15 protein-coding genes and 3 pseudogenes are annotated in these 17,145 nt (G+C 63.0%); 6 read left to right on the top strand and 12 right to left on the bottom strand.

Features of this window, described 5'->3' with window-relative positions; all coding sequences use genetic code 11:
* A partial coding sequence (locus BLV07_RS50000; protein WP_210187867.1) for a VCBS domain-containing protein occupies positions 1-1,310 on the bottom strand: 1,310 nt, incomplete at its 3' end.
* A gap of 452 nt (positions 1,311-1,762) precedes the next feature.
* Here BLV07_RS50000 and BLV07_RS44870 point away from each other — a divergent pair.
* From BLV07_RS44870 to BLV07_RS44855, 4 genes and pseudogenes are all read left to right on the top strand, one after another.
* Entirely contained in the window at positions 1,763-2,083 is a 321-nt protein-coding gene (locus BLV07_RS44870; RefSeq protein ID WP_091899021.1) for a tetratricopeptide repeat protein, read from the top strand.
* 44 nt (positions 2,084-2,127) lie between these two features.
* Positions 2,128-3,234, top strand: coding sequence for an HD-GYP domain-containing protein (locus BLV07_RS50595; RefSeq protein ID WP_502690296.1), 1,107 nt, complete (start codon positions 2,128-2,130; stop codon positions 3,232-3,234).
* A 147-nt stretch (positions 3,235-3,381) separates the two neighbouring features.
* Entirely contained in the window at positions 3,382-4,143 is a 762-nt protein-coding gene (locus tag BLV07_RS44860) for a PDC sensor domain-containing protein (RefSeq protein ID WP_176946183.1), read from the top strand.
* A 25-nt stretch (positions 4,144-4,168) separates the two neighbouring features.
* A pseudogene (locus BLV07_RS44855) lies at positions 4,169-4,408 on the top strand (PAS domain-containing protein); the annotation flags it as partial.
* A gap of 374 nt (positions 4,409-4,782) precedes the next feature.
* Here the strand turns inward: BLV07_RS44855 and amaB are convergent.
* From amaB to BLV07_RS44815, 8 genes are read right to left on the bottom strand one after another with little or no spacing between them, the layout of a single operon-like run.
* Positions 4,783-6,348 carry an L-piperidine-6-carboxylate dehydrogenase gene (gene amaB, locus BLV07_RS44850; protein ID WP_502690295.1) on the bottom strand — a complete coding sequence of 522 codons (1,566 nt, stop codon included), beginning with the start codon at positions 6,346-6,348 and terminating at the stop codon, positions 4,783-4,785.
* Between the two features lie 28 nt (positions 6,349-6,376).
* On the bottom strand, positions 6,377-7,534 hold the full coding sequence (locus BLV07_RS44845) for an alpha-hydroxy acid oxidase (RefSeq protein ID WP_091899018.1): 1,158 nt from the start codon (positions 7,532-7,534) through the stop codon (positions 6,377-6,379).
* A 7-nt stretch (positions 7,535-7,541) separates the two neighbouring features.
* A complete protein-coding gene (locus BLV07_RS44840) occupies positions 7,542-8,417 on the bottom strand; it encodes an IclR family transcriptional regulator (protein ID WP_091899017.1) in 876 nt (291 codons plus the stop codon).
* 15 nt (positions 8,418-8,432) lie between these two features.
* Positions 8,433-9,338: a 4-hydroxy-tetrahydrodipicolinate synthase gene (gene dapA, locus BLV07_RS44835; RefSeq protein WP_091899016.1), complete on the bottom strand. Its 906-nt coding sequence runs from the start codon at positions 9,336-9,338 to the stop codon at positions 8,433-8,435.
* Positions 9,339-9,370: 32 nt separating this feature from the next.
* Positions 9,371-11,179 carry an ABC transporter permease subunit gene (locus BLV07_RS44830; protein WP_244551455.1) on the bottom strand — a complete coding sequence of 603 codons (1,809 nt, stop codon included), beginning with the start codon at positions 11,177-11,179 and terminating at the stop codon, positions 9,371-9,373.
* Positions 11,145-12,242 carry an ABC transporter ATP-binding protein gene (locus BLV07_RS44825; protein WP_091899014.1) on the bottom strand — a complete coding sequence of 366 codons (1,098 nt, stop codon included), beginning with the start codon at positions 12,240-12,242 and terminating at the stop codon, positions 11,145-11,147. The genes BLV07_RS44830 and BLV07_RS44825 overlap by 35 nt, the downstream gene beginning before the upstream one ends.
* A gap of 27 nt (positions 12,243-12,269) precedes the next feature.
* Complete coding sequence (locus tag BLV07_RS44820) at positions 12,270-13,349, bottom strand: ABC transporter substrate-binding protein (RefSeq protein WP_091899013.1); 1,080 nt, start codon at positions 13,347-13,349, stop codon at positions 12,270-12,272.
* 1 nt (position 13,350) lies between these two features.
* Positions 13,351-14,817 carry an FAD-binding oxidoreductase gene (locus tag BLV07_RS44815; RefSeq protein ID WP_091899012.1) on the bottom strand — a complete coding sequence of 489 codons (1,467 nt, stop codon included), beginning with the start codon at positions 14,815-14,817 and terminating at the stop codon, positions 13,351-13,353.
* A gap of 370 nt (positions 14,818-15,187) precedes the next feature.
* On the opposite strand from BLV07_RS44815, the gene BLV07_RS47210 reads away from it, so the two are divergent.
* Positions 15,188-15,367 (top strand): hypothetical protein, encoded by a 180-nt coding sequence (locus tag BLV07_RS47210; RefSeq protein WP_143035733.1) that lies wholly within the window; start codon positions 15,188-15,190, stop codon positions 15,365-15,367.
* A 274-nt stretch (positions 15,368-15,641) separates the two neighbouring features.
* On the opposite strand, the pseudogene BLV07_RS44810 reads toward BLV07_RS47210, so the two are convergent.
* Positions 15,642-16,156: pseudogene (locus BLV07_RS44810) on the bottom strand (4-hydroxyphenylacetate 3-hydroxylase N-terminal domain-containing protein); the annotation flags it as partial.
* 125 nt (positions 16,157-16,281) lie between these two features.
* Between BLV07_RS44810 and BLV07_RS48250 the strand changes: the two are divergent.
* A complete protein-coding gene (locus BLV07_RS48250; RefSeq protein ID WP_176946182.1) occupies positions 16,282-16,458 on the top strand; it encodes a hypothetical protein in 177 nt (58 codons plus the stop codon).
* A gap of 127 nt (positions 16,459-16,585) precedes the next feature.
* Here the strand turns inward: BLV07_RS48250 and BLV07_RS44795 are convergent, their stop codons facing one another.
* Both BLV07_RS44795 and BLV07_RS44790 read right to left on the bottom strand, forming a co-directional pair.
* Positions 16,586-16,798: a hypothetical protein gene (locus tag BLV07_RS44795; protein WP_244551456.1), complete on the bottom strand. Its 213-nt coding sequence runs from the start codon at positions 16,796-16,798 to the stop codon at positions 16,586-16,588.
* A pseudogene (locus BLV07_RS44790) lies at positions 16,750-17,049 on the bottom strand (cell envelope biogenesis protein TolA); the annotation flags it as partial. The pseudogene BLV07_RS44790 and the gene BLV07_RS44795, both read right to left, overlap by 49 nt.
* Positions 17,050-17,145: the final 96 nt, after the last annotated feature.

The raw sequence follows: 17,145 nt of genomic DNA, 5'->3' as shown, positions 1-17,145 counted from the left end.
GTGGCCGAGACCAGATGCACATCGGTAAGGTCGACGTCGGTAAATTTGATAATCCCGCTGTCGGTGAGATTGCCGGCCGGGGTGACCAGTTCGGTGACCGCACCGACCAGATCCTGCACGGTGATTACCGGAACGTCGTTGGTGCCGGTGATGGTGACGGCGACGTCCTGCGTCGTCGTTGAGCCGTGGCCATCGCTGACCGTAACGATGTAATGCTCGACCACGCTCTGGCCGGCGGCAAGGTACTGCGCCGCGATGTTATTGAGTGCGTAGTGCCATGCGACCGACCCGCTTGCGGCATTCACAGCTTCGCTGACAGGATCAAGGGTGAAGCTACCCAGCGCGGTCTGGCCGGCGGCCGGTGCGAATGATACCGTGTGAGTGTCACTCAAATCGGCATCGGTGAACGAGATGGTGCCCGCAGCATTCAACGAATCCGTCAGCGACGGCGTAGAAGGAGCATCCTCTACGACGAACCCACCCTGGGCTCCGCTTGTGATGATTACTGGATTGTATCCGGTGATGATATCGCCGACGGCCGGCGCCACATTCATCTGAATCTTCAGATCTGCCTTACCGTCCCCGTCTACGTCGGCATAGAGATACGTAAGGCTAGAGCTTGCCGTGTAGTACCAGACGCTATGCGCAAGCGCAGAATTGGCAACACCCGCGGTCGTGTCGTTTCCTTGAGCCCCCCGCCACAATAGTTGGGAAGGACCAGAACCGGTGAGAGTAAGACCGGATAGATCCAACGTGTCCTGTGTGGCGGTAAAATCAGTAATTACATCCCAACGACCGGACCAAGACCCTGATCCGGAATATGCGGGATTCCCGCCGGAGGTTATTGAATAAGGAGAGTCGTCCTTACTTAGATATACGAATTTGTCACGTCCGATTCCCCCGGTGAGCAGGTCGCCACCGTTTCCTCCCTGAAGGATATCGTCCCCTTCTCCGCCATTGAGCTCATCGCCGCCATTGTTGCCGTAAAGTGCGTCATTGCCCTTGTCACCGAAGAGGAAGTCCTTGCCATTGCCACCGTTCAGAATGTCATTGCCATCCATCCCGTGGATTGTGTCGCCTGAATTGTTAGCAGTGATCTTGTCGGAAATGTCCGAACCCGTGACACTGAGCGCATCCCCAACGACGAGCGTTATCGTCTGACTGGTTGCGTCGAACGTTAGCGCGCCAGATTGCTTCAAGGTATTTAGAGGCTTTGTAGGACCGGTCGCGCTATCAAATTCCGTCTGAGTGACTACGTGATCGTTGTTGGTATCAATGACGCTTAAATCGATTGGTTTAACCGTCGCCATTGTACCCTCCTTGAAAGAAACTTTAAACGAAAGCTCGTAAGGTTATTGGAATGTGTCGTCAGCGACGAAATCCGTCGACGGAGTTCTGTCGGCTGTCATTGCCCCTCGGCCCCTCGCGGCCAACTTCAGTTTGAGGCGTCATGGCTCTTCCCAACCCTCCTAAAGGTCGTTTTGCTGAGACGGAAGGCTTGCGCGCGCAAGCGAATGGCAGCAATCATCCCTCCAGGCGCAAGTGCCCGTGAGATTGCCCGCAATCGCAATTTTTATTTGAAGTCGAGTCCGAAAATTAATCGGTTCGTAAAACGGCTTTTCGCATGTTGGCGCTAGTAATGGAACCATGTCAAGCGGCGGCTCTCGGTTCAAGCCCCGATAACGGTCCGTAGAACTACCGGGTCCGCGCATGCTCGTTGATAGTCTGCATCTCGGCCAACTGGTGCGAATTCTGAATCGCGATGTTTTCGAGCAGCGTCCTGATCTGCGTGATGGGATCTGACCCGGACGCCTGCAACTCCGGCGGTTCCAAGAACTGCTTGGACTATGCCGAGGCGCTGCGACTGGGCAGACAAGCTCTTGAAGTTGATGACGCTGATCCGGACCTTCTTGCGAACTTTGGCCGCGCCATTGGAGCGTGGAGTGACGACTATGACGCTGCCAAGAATATGGCGGACCGGGCTGTCGCCCTCAATCCCAACTCGGCGCATGCGTGGAGCCAACGCGGGTGGACCTATCGTTACGTCAAGGACTCAAAGGTGTCATTCGGCCTGCAATATTGACCCCCCCCTAACGAACCGCCTGAGGATCAGGGATCGTTTTGGGCGTGAAGACGCCGGTCAGCTTCTCGGAGACGGCTCTCATGTTTGTGCATGTTTTGGCTGATGATGCCGCCAAGCTGTCTGAGCTTTGCAAACTGCTCGATCGAAGATTTCAGATCGCAGGGGAGCGACTGGATGTCGACTCAAAGCTCTCGGATCTGCCCGACGCATTGGTTGTGCGGGCCGATCTGCGTGTGATCGAAAACATCGCCGCTCTCAAGAGGAGAAGTGCGCGGATGGCCAAAGTTTCCAAGCGCATATTCCTGGTCGAGCAGCCCTCTCACGTCTGCATCTCGCAGGCCTATGCCCTGGGAGCTACACTCGCCGTAACGGGAAAAATTAATCCGCCCAAACTCTTCGCGGCGTTGACCAATCGAGCAAACTCAGAAACTGCTTCGGCAACTGGCGCGGCGCAGCAAGACAATGCGGTGGAGGTCGCGGCTGCTGCGATCGGATCGATGTTTGCTGCGGCGTCTTTCGGCGAGCCGATAGACGTGCTCGCGACCATAGAAGCTGGCAGGGGAATCGCCGAACGGATCACTGAGCGCGGCCTCGCTGAATGGCTCTCCACCGTGCGGCGCCATCACGAAGGGACCTACCAGCACTGCCTGCTCGTTACCGGTGTAGCCATCGACTTCGGCCTTAGCCGAGGGCTAAAGAGAACCGATCTTGAGCGACTGTACTCGGCCGCCATGTTCCACGACATCGGCAAGGCAACCATCCCCTTGGCGATCCTGGACAAGCCCGGACGTCTGGATGCCGAGGAGCGGGCGCTTGTCGAGACGCATCCGGTGGCGGGGTACGAGTTTGAAAGCTCAGACTGGAATCTCGGCCGAGATCCTGGATGCAGTCCGGCATCATCACGAATATCTCGATGGCAGCGGATATCCGGATGCGCTTTCTGCCGAGAGCATCACCGACATCGTGCGAATGTTGACCATTGCCGACATCTTCGCCGCGCTAATCGAGCATCGGCACTACAAGCCAACCATGCCCCGGCCGGAGGCATACGGCATTCTCTCGGGGATGCAGGGAAAACTCGAAAAAGCTCTCGTGATTGCATTCAAGGAGGTCGCGCTCACCCGGTAACCGGCGGTTGTTGCGCGCAGTGACGAGGCCCTGCGGATACCGGCAGCGACGTCAGCCCGGGGAAAATCCCAAGGTCGGAAGGCGCCGGTTGCCGGCAGCGCAACGCTGGTCGTTCGCTGGCCCGACACGCGACCAATACCTTCAAGGCCCCACACGTCACTATGACGGCAATGGCCGACTTGCTGAAGTACCAGAACCTGTTGCCCGAACGGTTCAACGCCCATCTCGTCGCCACGACCCGCTCAATGCCGCGAGTTCGGGGTTCTCAATGCGGACGGCCATTGGCGCTACGCATCGTTCGAGCGTCTGCCGGACCACAGCAACTCGATCGCGCGTACTTCGCGCATCATCGCGACGATCCCAGCCCCAGCATGCTCGTCAGCGGGCCGATCGTCTCCCGGACAAGTGGTCAGCCTTCCATCATCCTGTCGAAGCGGATCAGCACTCCGACCGGCGATTTCGCAGGTGTCGTCGTCGCCGCGATCGATTGCGGCTACTTCAGCAACTTCTACTCGGCCTTCGGCGTCGGGTCCGGAGGAGGCATCAGCCTCATCTCCAATGATGGAACAGTGCTCGCTCGTTGGCCGGCAGTCGAAGCCGGTCGAGAGCTCTCCGACACCTCACTCTTTCAGAAACGCCTGAGCGAGAGCCCCACAGGATCCTACAAGATTACCCCACCGTTCGACGGTCTCGCCAAGTACATCGCATACGAGCAAGATCCGGAATACCCGATCGTCGTGACGGTGGCGCGGTCGGAGAATGAAGTGCTCGCCAACTGGCGGGCCGATCTCATCTCGGATGCGCTTGTCGCGGTCTTGCTGGTGGGAATCATCATCGGGATGGCGGCGCCGCTGAGCAGCCAATTCAGGTTCAGAACCGGACTCGAGCGAGTTCTCCGAAAACGCGAGGCGCGTTTGCGGCTGCTGGCGTGACAACATCGCCGACGTCGTCATCGTGATGGACCGAAAGGGATCCCTTCGCTACGTGTCGCCCTCGGTTGTGTCTGTACTCGGGATGGCCGAGAACGCCTTTCTCGGCCGTTCATGTCTCGAGGTGGTCCACGATGACGACCGCGACAAGGTCGTGGCTGCGAGTCGAGACCTGAAGCACGCGGCGGCGTACAGTTCTGTCCGATTCCGCGTGCGGCGGGACGACGGAGCCACGGCCTGGCTGGAAGCTCACTTCAAGCTGGCGGAGCAGTCGGTCGATGGAGAGCTGGAGATTGTCGGGGTCCTTCGGGACGTCACCAACAGCCGCGGCTCATCCATCGCGGACTGCAGATCGAGTCCGTACTCGTATAGCCTGGCCAGGAAGTGGGCATGACCCATCGCTTGATAATGCCCGCCCTCATCACCGTTTGTTCTCATCCGATCCCAGCCATCCGATCTGGGTGGTCTCTATCTCTTCGTCACGCCGGACAAGAGCAGGCCCGGCAACGCCGCCTCCAAGCTCTGGCGGATGGGCTACCGCTTCCACAGCCGTCAGAAAACCTGATCCATCGGACCTTACCCTTCGCCCTCGACTTGCGCTAAAATCTGTCCGTCAAGGGTAACTTCCCGGGCCGACATTCGTCACACCACGTCGAACTTGACGCCTTGAGCCAGCGGGAGCGTGCGCCCGTAATTGATAGTGTTGGTCGCACGCCGCATATACGTTTTCCACGCGTCGGATCCGGACTCGCGTCCGCCGCCGGTCTCCTTCTCGCCGCCGAAGGCGCCACCAATCTCCGCGCCGGATGGCCCGATGTTGACGTTGGCGATGCCGCAGTCGGAGCCACGCGCCGACAGGAATGTTTCCGCTTCGCGCAGATCATTGGTGAAGATGGACGACGACAGCCCCTGCGGAACGGCATTGTGCAGCTCGAGCACGGCATCGAAATCGCGATACTTCATCACGTAGAGGATTGGTGCAAAGGTCTCGTGCTCCACCGGTCCGGCCTGCGCTGCGATCTCGACCAGCGCCGGCCGGACATAGTAGGCATCAGCCATCCCTTCGATGGCAACCCGCTCGCCGCCCTGGACTTGCCCTCCGACAGCGGTCGCAGCCTCGAGCGCACTCTGCATTGCGCGATAGGCCGCGCCGTCGATCAGCGGACCAACCAGGTTACCATCTTCCAGCGGAGAGCCGACGGTGACAGACGCATAGGCCTGTTTCAGGCGCGGTACAAAGCTGTCGTAGACGCTCTCGTGGACGAACAGGCGGCGCAACGTCGTGCAGCGCTGCCCCGCCGTTCCCATCGCGGCAAAGGCAACGCCACGCAGCGTGAGGTCGAGGTCGGCCGTCGGCGCGACGATCGCGGCGTTGTTGCCGCCCAGCTCCAGCAGCGCGCGTGCGAAGCGCTTGGCAAGTCGCGGACCGACCGCGCGGCCCATCGCCGTCGAGCCGGTGGCCGAGACCAGCGGGACCTTCGGATGGTCGACGAGCGCCTCGCCGATCGCACGGCCGCCGAACAGCACCGCTGCAAGCCCCTGCGGCGCGCCGCCACCGGCCTCATTGAAGCGCTTGAGCGCGCGCTCGAACAGAGCGCGCGTTGCAAGCGCGGTCAGCGGCGTCCTCTCCGAGGGCTTCCAGACCAGGCTGTTACCGCACACCAGGGCCAGCGCAGCGTTCCAGGCCCAGACGGCGACCGGAAAATTGAAGGCCGAGATGATGCCGGTGACACCGAGCGGATGCCAGCTTTCCATCATGCGATGCTCGCCGCGCTCGGTCGCGATCGTCAGGCCGTAAAGCTGGCGCGACAGACCTACCGCGAAATCGCAGATGTCGATCATCTCCTGAACCTCGCCGAGGCCTTCGGAAACGATCTTGCCGACCTCGATCGACACCAGTCGGCCCAAAGCCTCCTTGCTGGCGCGCAGCTCCTCACCGAACAGGCGCACGAGCTCCCCTCGCTTGGGTGGCGGCACCAGCCGCCAGCCGAGGTACGCAGCGTGCGCCTGTTCGATCACGCCGGCGGCTTCGGTTGCGCCGATCTCCGCGACGCGACCGATGATCCCGCCGGTGATCGGCGTACGAACGACGATGGCGCCCTCCGCATAGTCGGAGCGCTTGACGCCGAGCACGGCGAGAAGCCTATCGACTTCGCCGGCAAGATCGGCATTGGCGACATGTATGTGCGGTGCGGATTTGACGGACATGGTGGTTTTCCAAATGTTGGAGTCAATCTTAGTTCCGTTGCTGGCGCGCGCGCCCGTCCCGCAAGGCCGGAACGCGATGTGTTCCCAGGAAAGCCATGGCGGTATCCATCTCACGCAGGACCATGCGCAGGATGGCTTCGGCGCCCGCCTCTCCCCCGGCTGCAAGCCCCCAAAGCGGCAAGCGGCCGAGAAGCACAGCTTCCGCGCCCAGCGCCAGATACTTCAGGACGTCGGTGCCGCGCCGGACGCCGCTGTCGGCCAGAATCGTCAGACGGCCGTTCACGGCGTCGGCAATCGCCGGAATGCAATCCACCGGCGCCGGCAGACAGTCGAGATTGCGCCCGCCATGGGCCGAGACCACGACGCCGTCGGCCCCGATCTCGACCGCCTTTTCGGCATCCTCCACCGCGAGCACGCCCTTGATGGTGAGCTTGCCTGGCCATATCTCGCGCAGCCAGTGCATGTCGTCCCAGTTCAGCCGAGGCTCGAGCCGGACCGCCTCGGCGATGCTCGCACGGGTGATGGCGGTGCGAAATGCGTCCGGATAGTGGCCGTAGGTCGGCATGCCCTCGCCAATCAGATAGCGCGCGAGAACTCCGAACAGCCAGCCCGGATGCAGTGCCACGTCGATCATGCTGCTCAGATGCGGCTTGAAGGGAATGCCGAAACCGTTGCGTTCATTATACTCCCGCTTCGGCGAGACCGGCGTATCGACCGTGAGGACCAGGTTGTCGCAGCCGCAGGCGCTCGCACGCTCCAGGAGGCGTGCGGTCAGGGCGCGATCGCGCCAGACATAGAGCTGGAACCAGAGCAAAGCATCCGGCGCGCCGCGCCGGATTGCCTCCACGGTGGTCACCGATTGCGTCGAGATGCAGACGGGAATGCCGACACGCGAGGCCGCGCGGGCAAGCTTCGTCTCCCCATCGTGCGAAACAAGTCCGGCGAGCGCCGTTGGCGCGACAACGAGGGGCGCGGCCATCCTTCGACCGAACAACACCGTGTCGAAATCGCGCCGGTCGTGCCCCGTCAGCACCGCGGGCAGCAAGGTAATGGCGTCAAGCGAGGCGCGCAGGCGCGTCAACGCCGTTTCGTCCTCCGTGCCGCGATCGATATACTCGAACAACCCGCGCGGGAGGAATCGTCGCGCGCGGCGGCGATAGTCGCTGGTATTGAGGAGCATCGGCATCGGCGTTTCAGGCCGCGTAGCGTTTGAACTTGGACTTCGAGATCGACGTTGCGGCGACGTGAACATGCTGAACAAGCTCGGCCTCGACACGCTCAATGGTCCAGCGCGTCGTGGGCACGGAGATATTGACCGCGGCGATAGCCCGCCCGTGCTCGTCGATGATCGGGGCCGCAACGGAAATATCTCCCATGACGCTTTGGTTGATCTGGATCGAATAGCCGCGCCTGGCGGCGAGGTGCACCTGCTCCATGAGCTCACCGGGATCCGTAATCGTATAAGGCGTGAGTGGCTCGAGCCGCGTACGCTTCAAGAGGTCCTGCTGCTCTGCCTCGGAAAGGGCCGCCAAGATGGCTATGCCGGAGGCCGTGAAGTAGGCCGGCAGCCGGCTTCCGATCACGAAATCGATATGGATCAGGTGCTGGCCGGGAAAGCGCGCCACGAACACGACTTCGTGGCCATCGAGCTCATGCAGGTTGCAGGTCTCGCCAAGATTGCGGCTCATGTCGAGGAGATAGGGCGAGGCCTTGTCGATGAGCTCGTTGGCCTTGAGATAGTTATGCGAGAACTGGAGCACCTTCGAGGTCAGTCCGTAGTTGCGCGTGCCCTCAATCCGCTTGAGATAGCCGAGCGACTCCAGCGTGTAGACCAGGCGCTGCGTGGCGCTGCGATCGAGATTGGCAGCCCGCGCGATATCGGCAAGTGTCAAGAAGCGGCGCGGCCCGTCGAAGACGTGCAGAACCTGGAACGCCTTCTCGGTCGAGCCGACGAACAGGGACGAGCGTGCCGGTTCTGCGCTTTTGGCGACGCGCGTCGCGGCGCGAGCTTTTGCCGGGCTCTTGGCCTTGCCGGCTTTCCTGGAGCCACCCTGGCCGCTACGCGCCATGTCGCCGTCCCCCCGTCATCCAACGTTCTCAGAAACCGCCAACTGCTTGCCGAATTCAGCGCGGAGGGCGGAGACCAGCGCCGGCGCCGGCTGGACCAGCGGCGCCAGCATCCGCGGTGCGTCGACGCCGATCATGTCCATCACCGCCTTCATCGGCCCCGGATTGGTTTCGGCAAACGCCATGTTCATGAGCGGGATCAGGCGGCGATGCAGACTCAATGCTTCCGCAGTTCGCCCGGCAATCGCCGTTTCGTAGATTTGCCGCCAGGCGCGCGGCAGCAGGCACGCGGTCACGATGATGCCGCCCTTGGCGCCGGCGGCGAGATGCAACGGAAACAGGCTGTCCTCGCCGCTCAGCACCGCAAAGCTCTCGTCGACGCCGGCGACCACCTGCAGGAAATGATACATGTCGAGATTGCAGGCCTTCATGCCGATGATGTTGGGGTGCCTGGCGAGCTCATGCAGGATCTTCGGTTCGATCGCGATCCGGGTGCGGTAGGGGATTTCGTAGATCAGGACGGGCACGGGCGAGGCATCGGCATAGCGCAGGAAATAGTCGCGAATGCCCTCCTGAGTCGGGTTGGTGTAGTATGGCGTAAGGACAAGCAGGCCGTCCACGCCCTCCGCGGCGAATTCCCTGCCCGCCTGAAGCGCATCGTGAAAGCCGGTGTCCAGCACACCCGCGATCACCGGGCCTCTGCCGTTCATGGCCTTCACCGAGAGGCCCGCCATCTTGATCCGCTCGGCTCGCGCCAGCGCGCCGTATTCGCCGGTGCCGCCGAGCGGCACGACGCCGTCGATGCCCTGCTTGTTGAGCCAGGCGAACAGCGCCGAGACGGCGGCCGAATCGATGGTGTCGTCGGCCTTGACCGGGGTCGGAATGGCGGGGAACAGGCCGCGAAGACGAGAAGCAGTGAGCATGTGGGAGAACCTCTATTTCGAGAGTGGAACGGCTACCGTGCGGCAGCGCGCCGCCTCAGGCGTTCGGCAATGAAGATCAAGAGCCCCATAAAGATGAACAGGCAGGTCGACACGGCCGCGATGACCGGCGAGACCTGAAGCGTCACCTCGTCCCAGAACTGCTTGGGCAGCGTGGCATTGAGGCCGCCGGTCGCGAACAGCGCGATCGTCAGTTCGTCGAACGAGGTCGCAAAGGCGAACAGAAACGACGACATCATGCCCGCGCCGAGGATCGGAAAGGTCACGTGGCGCAGCGTGGCGAACGGCCGCGCGCCGAGGCTCGAGGCCGCATGATCGAGCCGCGTATCGTAGTTGCGCAGCACGGCCATCATGGTCATCACCACATACGGCACCGCGACGACCGTGTGGCCGAGGATGAGGCCGAAGGCGCTGCCGACCAGGCCGATATTCGCGAACACGTAGAACAGACCAACCGCGATGATCATGCGCGGCACGACGATCGGCGACAGAATGAAGGCGAGCCAGGCCCCCTTCCCCGGAATGTCGCTGCGCACCAGCAGGAACGCCGCTGGCGTGCCGATCAGCATGGCCAGGAGCCCCGTGCCGACGCCGACCATCAGCGAGCGCAGCAGAGCCTGCGTCCACACCGACGAGGCCAGCACGGTCTCGTACCAGTGCAGCGTAAAGCCCTGCGGCGGCCAGTTCAGCCCGCCTTTGCCGAAAGACAGCGGGATCATCAGGACCGTGGGCAGGCTGATGATGAGCAGCATGGTCCAGGCGAACGCCTGCAAGCCGAATCCGGGCTGGTCCGGATCGCGGCCGCGCCGGCGCGACGGCAGCAGCGAGATGATGGCATCCGAGATGGTTCCGAGCAGCGTCAGGAGCATGTCGCCGACCTTCGCGATCGGTTCTGACAGGCGCGACGGCTTGGACTTGGGTGCCGTGGCGGCGCCCGTCATCGTCGACAGGCCGAGCAGCCGGTCATAGGCGGCAAAGACGATCAACACGACGAACAGCAACAGCACGGAGATCGCGCCGGCAAAGCCCCAGTTCATGGTCTGCTGGATCTGGTCGATGATGATCTGCGTGATCATGGTCTCGCGCCGGCCGCCGAGCAGCGCCGGCACAATGAAGAAGCCGATCGCGGTGACGAACACCATGATGCCGGCCGCCGCGACGCCGGGCAGCGACAACGGAAAGTAGATCTTCCAGAACGCCATGCCGGGCCGCGCCCCGAGCGTCGCCGCCGCACGCGGCAGGTTGCGGTCGATGTTCTCCATGACCGACAGCATGGTCAGCACGGCGAGCGGCAGCAACGCATTGACCATGCCGACCAGGACGCTGCCGAAATTGTAGAGCAGGCTCGCCGGACTCGAGATGATGCCGAGCGACAGCAGCAGCTTGTTGATGACGCCGTTGCGTCCCAACAGCACGATCCAGGCAAAGGCGCGCACCAGAAAGCTGGTCCAGAACGACAACAGCACCCAGAACAGCAGCGTCGCCTTGCGCTCCTTGCCGACCAGGGAGATCAGATAGGCGATGGGATAGCCGGTGACGACGCAGACCAATGTCGTGACCAGCGAGATCTTGAGCGTAATAAGGAGAACGTCGACATAGACCGAAGATGCGAAGAGCTGGCGATATTGCGCGAGCGTAAAGCCGCTGTCGTTGTGGATGCTGAGCAGCAGCAGCTGGCCGACCGGATAGACCAGGAACAGCACGAGCAGCAACGCGAGCGGGCCGCCCATCGCGACCCAGCTCCAGATCCGGCCTTGCGGCAACGCGCGCTGCTTTGCGCCCATGACCTCAATGCCCCCCACTGTCGCGGATCGCGACCGCATCCGCCGGATTCCAGGCGAGCGAAACGAGCTGCCCGATCTCGTGGGGCGCGGAGCCGGCGCGGGTCGGATAGGCCGCGACGAGCTGCGGCAGGCCCGCCGCCTCCGGCGCGATGTAGAGCCGCGTCAGGCTGCCGCTGATCATCACGTCGACCAGCCGGCCGGTCAGCCCGCCCGCTCCGGCAGCGGTCTCGACGTGCAGATTCTGCGGCCGGACCATGACCTTGATGGGTTCGCCGGCGGCAAAGCGCGCGCCGTTGCCGACGGCACGCGACGGCGCGGCCTGAGCCGCCAGCACGATGTCGAGGCCGTGCACGTCGACATCGCGCACGGTGGCGCTGAGCAGGTTGGACTCGCCGACGAAGTCGGCGACGAACACCGAGCGCGGGCGGAAGTAGAGATCCTCCGGCGTGCCGAGCTGCTCGATCGCGCCCGCATTCATCAGGCAGATGCGATCCGACATCGTCATCGCCTCTTCCTGGTCGTGGGTGACGTAGATGATGGTGGTGCGCAGCTCGCGATGGATGCGCTTGATCTCGAGCTGCATCTGGTCGCGCAGCTTCTTGTCGAGCGCGCCGAGCGGCTCGTCCATCAGGATGATCGCGGGCCGGTAGACGATGCACCGCGCCAGCGCAATGCGCTGCTGCTGGCCGCCCGAAAGCTCGCGCGGAAAGCGCTTTGCGACGTGCGGCAGGCGCACGGTCTCCAGCGCCTCCATCGTGCGACGGCGCGCCTCGGCATCGCTCACTTTCCGCATCTTCAGGGGAAAGGCGATGTTGTCCTCGACCGTCATGTGCGGAAACAGCGCGTAGTTCTGGAACACCACGCCGATGTCCCGGTCATAGGCGGGGCTGTGCGTCACGTCGGCATCATCGACGAGGATCTGGCCCTCGTCGGGATGCGCGAGGCCTGCGACCAGGCTGAGCAGCGTCGTCTTGCCCGACCCGGAGGGGCCGAGCAGGGTGAGGAATTCGCCCTTTGCGACGTCGAGACTGGTCGGCGCCAGGGCGACGAAGTCGCCATAGCGCTTGGACAGTTCCAGGATGCGCAGGCTCGACGATACCATAGACTGCTCCGATCGCCGCGAGACGGTTTAGGACAGGACCCAGCTGTTGAAGCGCTCGATGACCGCCGCCTGGTTGTCGAGCCAGAACTTCGCATCGATCTTCAGGCCGGCCTTGATGTTGTCCGGATAGGTCGGACAGTTCTTGGCGATCTCCGGCTTGACGTAGTTGAACGCCTCGGGTTGCGTCAGCCCGGCCGGGAAGTACTCGGTGAGCGCGGCCTGGCGCTTCGGATCGGAGGCGAACTTGATGAACTCGCGACAGGCATCCGCATTCGGCGTGCCGGCGAGGATCGACCAGTTGTCGCCACCCCAGATGCCCTGGTTCCAGACGATCTCGACCGGCGCACCTGCCGCCTGGGCTGCCTGCGGGCGGGACACCCAAGTCGGCAACAGGTCGATCTCGCCCGAGGTCAGCATCTGCTCGACCTGCGCACCGCTCGTCCACCACACGGCGACCGACGGTTTGATCTTGTCGAGCGAGGCAAAGGCCTTGTCGAGGTCGCAAGGGTAGACCTGCGCGGTCGGCGTGCCCGCCCCCATGAGCGCCTCCTCGATCGTGTCGAAGGGGTGCTTGCGCACGGCGCGGCGGCCCGGAAACTCGTTCACGTTCCAGAAGTCGGCCCAGGACTGCGGCGCCTTGCGGCCCTTGAAAGCGTCGGTGCGATAGGCAAGCACCGTGGTGTAGACGTTGGTGCCGACGCCATAGGGCGACATGAACTCGGTCGGAATCGACTTGACAACCGGCTCGGCTTCGAGGCCGTGCTTCTCGAGATAGGGCTTGCTGCCGGTGGTCAGCAGCAGGATCGCGGGCCAGCTGATCTTGGCCATGTCCCAGGTGTAGTTCTTGGTGTCCACCATGGTTTTGATCTGGGCGACCGGCTCGGCATTGGCCTGCACGCCGACGACCTCGATCCCCGTCGCCTCGGTGAAAGGACGGTAGTACACCGCGCCATAGGCCTTGGTGTAGATGCCGCCGTCGTCGCGCACCACAATGCGCTTGCCCGCGGCGCGGGACGGAGACCAGACGGCGGGCGCCGTCAGTGCGACGGCCCCGGCACCGAGAAGCAGACGGCGGCGGGAGGTGATGATCGTCGGAAGATGGCTCATGTCAGTCCCCTGTTTGCGATGTTACGATGGATGGCAAGGCACTCGGTGACGGTGGCGGCAGAACGCGGCCGGGATTGAACAGGCCCTTTGGATCGAAGGCCTGTTTCACGGCGCGCATCAAAGCGAGCTCGGCGTACGGCTTGTAGCGGACCATCTCTGAGGTCAGTGTACGGCCGACGCCGTGCTCGGCGCTGAAGGTCCCGCGCAGCGCGCTTGCGACGTCGTTCATGGCGCGGCGAATGCGCTGCGCGAGCGCGTCGCGATCCGTCAGCGCGTCCCATTCGGCGAAGGTGAAGAACGGAATGAGATGGATGTTGCCGTCGCCCATATGGCCGACGATGATGAATGGCAGATCCGGCACGATCGCTCGCACGCCCGCCATGGCCTGGTCGATGAACGCGGGCACAGTCGACACCGGCACAGCCGTATCCGATGTAAGCCCGACGCCCGCCTTCTTGTTGGCCTCGGACACGCTGTGCCGCACCAGCCACATCGCCTTGCGCTGCGCCTCGCTCGCGGCCACGACGCCGTCGCTGATCATGCCGGCCTCGAGCGCCTGCTCGAGCACGGCCTGCATCGTCGCGGCGAGAGCTTCGGCATCGCCGGTGTCGGACAGTTCGACCAGGACATGCCAGGTGTCGATCCGAGCGACCGGGCAGCGCCGGCCCGGCACCTGCTCCAGCACGAGCGCGATCTGCTTGGCGTTCATCAGTTCGAAGGCCGACAGCCGCGAATTACAGGAGGCTTGAAACAGGCCGAGCACGTCGAGCGCCTTTTGCGGATTGTCGACGGCGAGCCACGCGACGGCTTCCGCCGTCGGCAGCGGATGCAGCTTCAGCACCGCGCCCGTGACGATGCCGAGCGTGCCTTCGGACCCGATGAAGAGATGTTTGAGGTCATAGCCCGTGTTGTTCTTGCGCAGCGCGTAGAGCCCATCCCAGATCGAGCCATCCGGCAGCACGACTTCGAGGCCGAGCACGTTGTCGCGCGTGTTGCCGTAGCGCAGCACGCCGGTGCCGCCGGCATTGGTCGCGATGTTGCCGCCGATCTGGCAGGAGCCTTCGGCGCCGAGGCTCACCGGATAGAGCCGGCCCGCCGCGGCTGCAGCCTCCTGGATGGTTGCGAGCACGCAGCCGGCATCGACGACGATCGTGTTGTTGACGGGATCGAGCGACCTGATGCGCCGCATACGCGTCAAAAGGACGATGACGGGTGGCTCGCCCTGCTCCGACGGCGTCGCGCCGCCGCACAGGCTGGTGTTACCTCCTTGTGGCAGCACCGGCACGCCGCTCTCGGCACAGAGACGAACGACGGCGGCGACCTGCTCGGTGTTCGAGGGCAGTACGGCGCAGAGCGCTGGCGCCCGATAACGGCCGCGCCAATCCTCGGTGACGGCAGCCAGATCCTCCTCGCGCGTCAGCACGGCCGTGTCGCCCAGCAACCGCTTGAACGCCTCGATCAAGGCCATCGATCTGCCTCCCAGGAGGGCCGACGGTGGCCCCGACTGCCGATTGCAGGATAATCGAAATACGATTACTTCAATTGTATTATGCTAACTATGAATTTCGCGAGACGGCGAGTCAAGCCGGTCCTGCGGTTGAACGATGTCGCAGTCGCTGCGGCGGATGGAATCGACTGTGATGTCGCCTCGACCTGCTCGCGGACCGGTATGAAATCGTAGGCAATGGGACGTGGGCGGTATCAAATCGTGCAAATGGCGGAGAGAGAGTCAGTCAATCCTTATTGAAAGATAACGCGTTTTCGACCTTCCGGGACCAAAACCCACGCCTTTAGCTACGGCCGAAAAATGGAGTTTCTTCTCCGAAGAAGCACCGGCGATGGTCTGGCATCGAGAACCGCAAGGCGCGATTTCAAGAGTCCTGCTCGACTTTGTCGGCTCGCTCTCCCGAAAACTTAAATCAGAACCGACGGAGCAATCCCGATACGGCATTCTGCGCGAACAGTATGCCGATAATCAAAAAGCACCTCGAGCTACGGCTCCGGTCATCGCCGTTTGAAGCCTAACAGGCGCGATCGAATTCAGATGAACCTTGAGCAAGTCAACGAACCCGACCGTTATCCTGTCGCTCATAACGCAGGTTCGAGTCCTGCCGGGCCCACCAGCTAAAATCAGCGGGTTATCAGATCTCCTTTGCCGTTCGTCAGTCCACCGCAGCAGAAACGTCTCCCCATGGACGTACTTTGGCAATCGGCAAGCTGCAGCTTCGCAGGCGGCCTCGCCACAGCTTCTCCGCGTGATCGTAGATTTGGCGGCACTTTCGCGCGAAAGAGCTATGCAGTATGCAAATGTCCTCGCAGCAGCGTTTCTACACTGGCTGCGATCTCGACCAAGCGCCGGTCGGCGTTTCTACGACCGATCAGCATCAGGCCGACGGGAAGGCCATCGAGCGGCAATGGTAACGAAATCGACGGGCAGTCGAGCACGTTAGCGACGCGCGGATTGCGCAGCACGAGGCCATTGAGTTCATGGAATGCCGCATCCTCCGCAACGGAAGGGTCAACGGCGCACGGATTGGCGTCGTCGGCAGGACGAACACCTCGTTGTTGCCAAAGGACTGTTCGAAGGACCGGATCGCCGCCTGCCGGAGCCGCACCATCGCGAAGGACATCGCATAACGCTCTTCGCCGGGAGGCATCGGCTGGATGGTCGTGACGAAGACCTCATCTGCAACGACGCCGCCAGTAGCGAGCATCTTGGCGCCGCGGATCGTGATCCCCTCCGCGTCGCGGTCGACGACGCCGGCGGTCAGTCGCGGATTCAATGGGCGCACGGACGCCTTGTTCCTCGGTCGGCACAGCGGGGAACACGTGGAAAAGCGCAGCCCCGGCGATTTCGAATCCCTGGGCTGTGGTAGCAGCGCGGAACGCACGGCGGCCGACAAGGATTCGTCGAAGGCCAAGGAGCGATTCGATGCTGATGTTCAAGGAAAGGCGGCCTGCGACCCGGACGCTGCGCGGCTGGGCCATCGCCGTGCTACAGGAGGCCGGCGCGATCCGCGAAACCGACGAAGCGAGCCGCCCCCGTGATCAGCGAACGGGACGCCCGAAAGGCCGCGGCCGATTTCGAGATGGAGCAAAATCGCCGTGAGGCCGAGCGTTGGCAAGAAGAGGCCGCCAGGCAGAGGGATCGCGAACGGCGCGAGAAGGCGACGGTCAAAGCGCAGGCGGCGCTGGACAAGGCCGAGGATGCGTCCCCGCTTCCGGCGAGGGAGTGATTAGGAAGGACACTCCGGGCAGGTGTCGCCGATCGAATTGAGGACGTGTCGGACCTCGGCGATGGCTTCGTCTGGAGAGACCCCGGGCGGCGTGTCGTGACGCGCGAGGTCGAGAGCGCGTTCACGGGCGTGCGGATCGGCGAGGTCCTTCATCCAGCCGTGCTCCTCGCATTCGCGCGGCGCTTTTCCCGCCGAGCTCCGTTCTCGCCGGATCCCGAGTCGGACGGCAGATCCGAGTGCTCGGCGAAGCGCCCGCTCGATTCCGCGGGCCGCTTGAGCACTACGCCGGGCCTGGACATGGTCGCGGCGACCACGTCCGGATCGTCCGTTTCTTTCGCGACGCCCTGATGGAAGAGATTGCTGCCTGCGCCCCAAGCTTCGAGCGCCGCCTTCATCGACGGCGCCGCGATCGCAAGATCGTAGAAGCCCAGCGAGGTCTGAAATGTCTTGAGCTTCCTGGCTATGAAACGTGCCGGCTTGCGGCTCTCCTAGCGCCTACGGGCGCCCCAGATTCCGAACAAGAACGCGACGAAGAGCGACATTTGATTTGGCGTCGACCT

The organism is Bradyrhizobium sp. Rc2d, from assembly GCF_900099855.1.
GTDB lineage: Bacteria > Pseudomonadota > Alphaproteobacteria > Rhizobiales > Xanthobacteraceae > Bradyrhizobium.
This window is presented reverse-complemented; position numbering and strand designations above follow the sequence as displayed.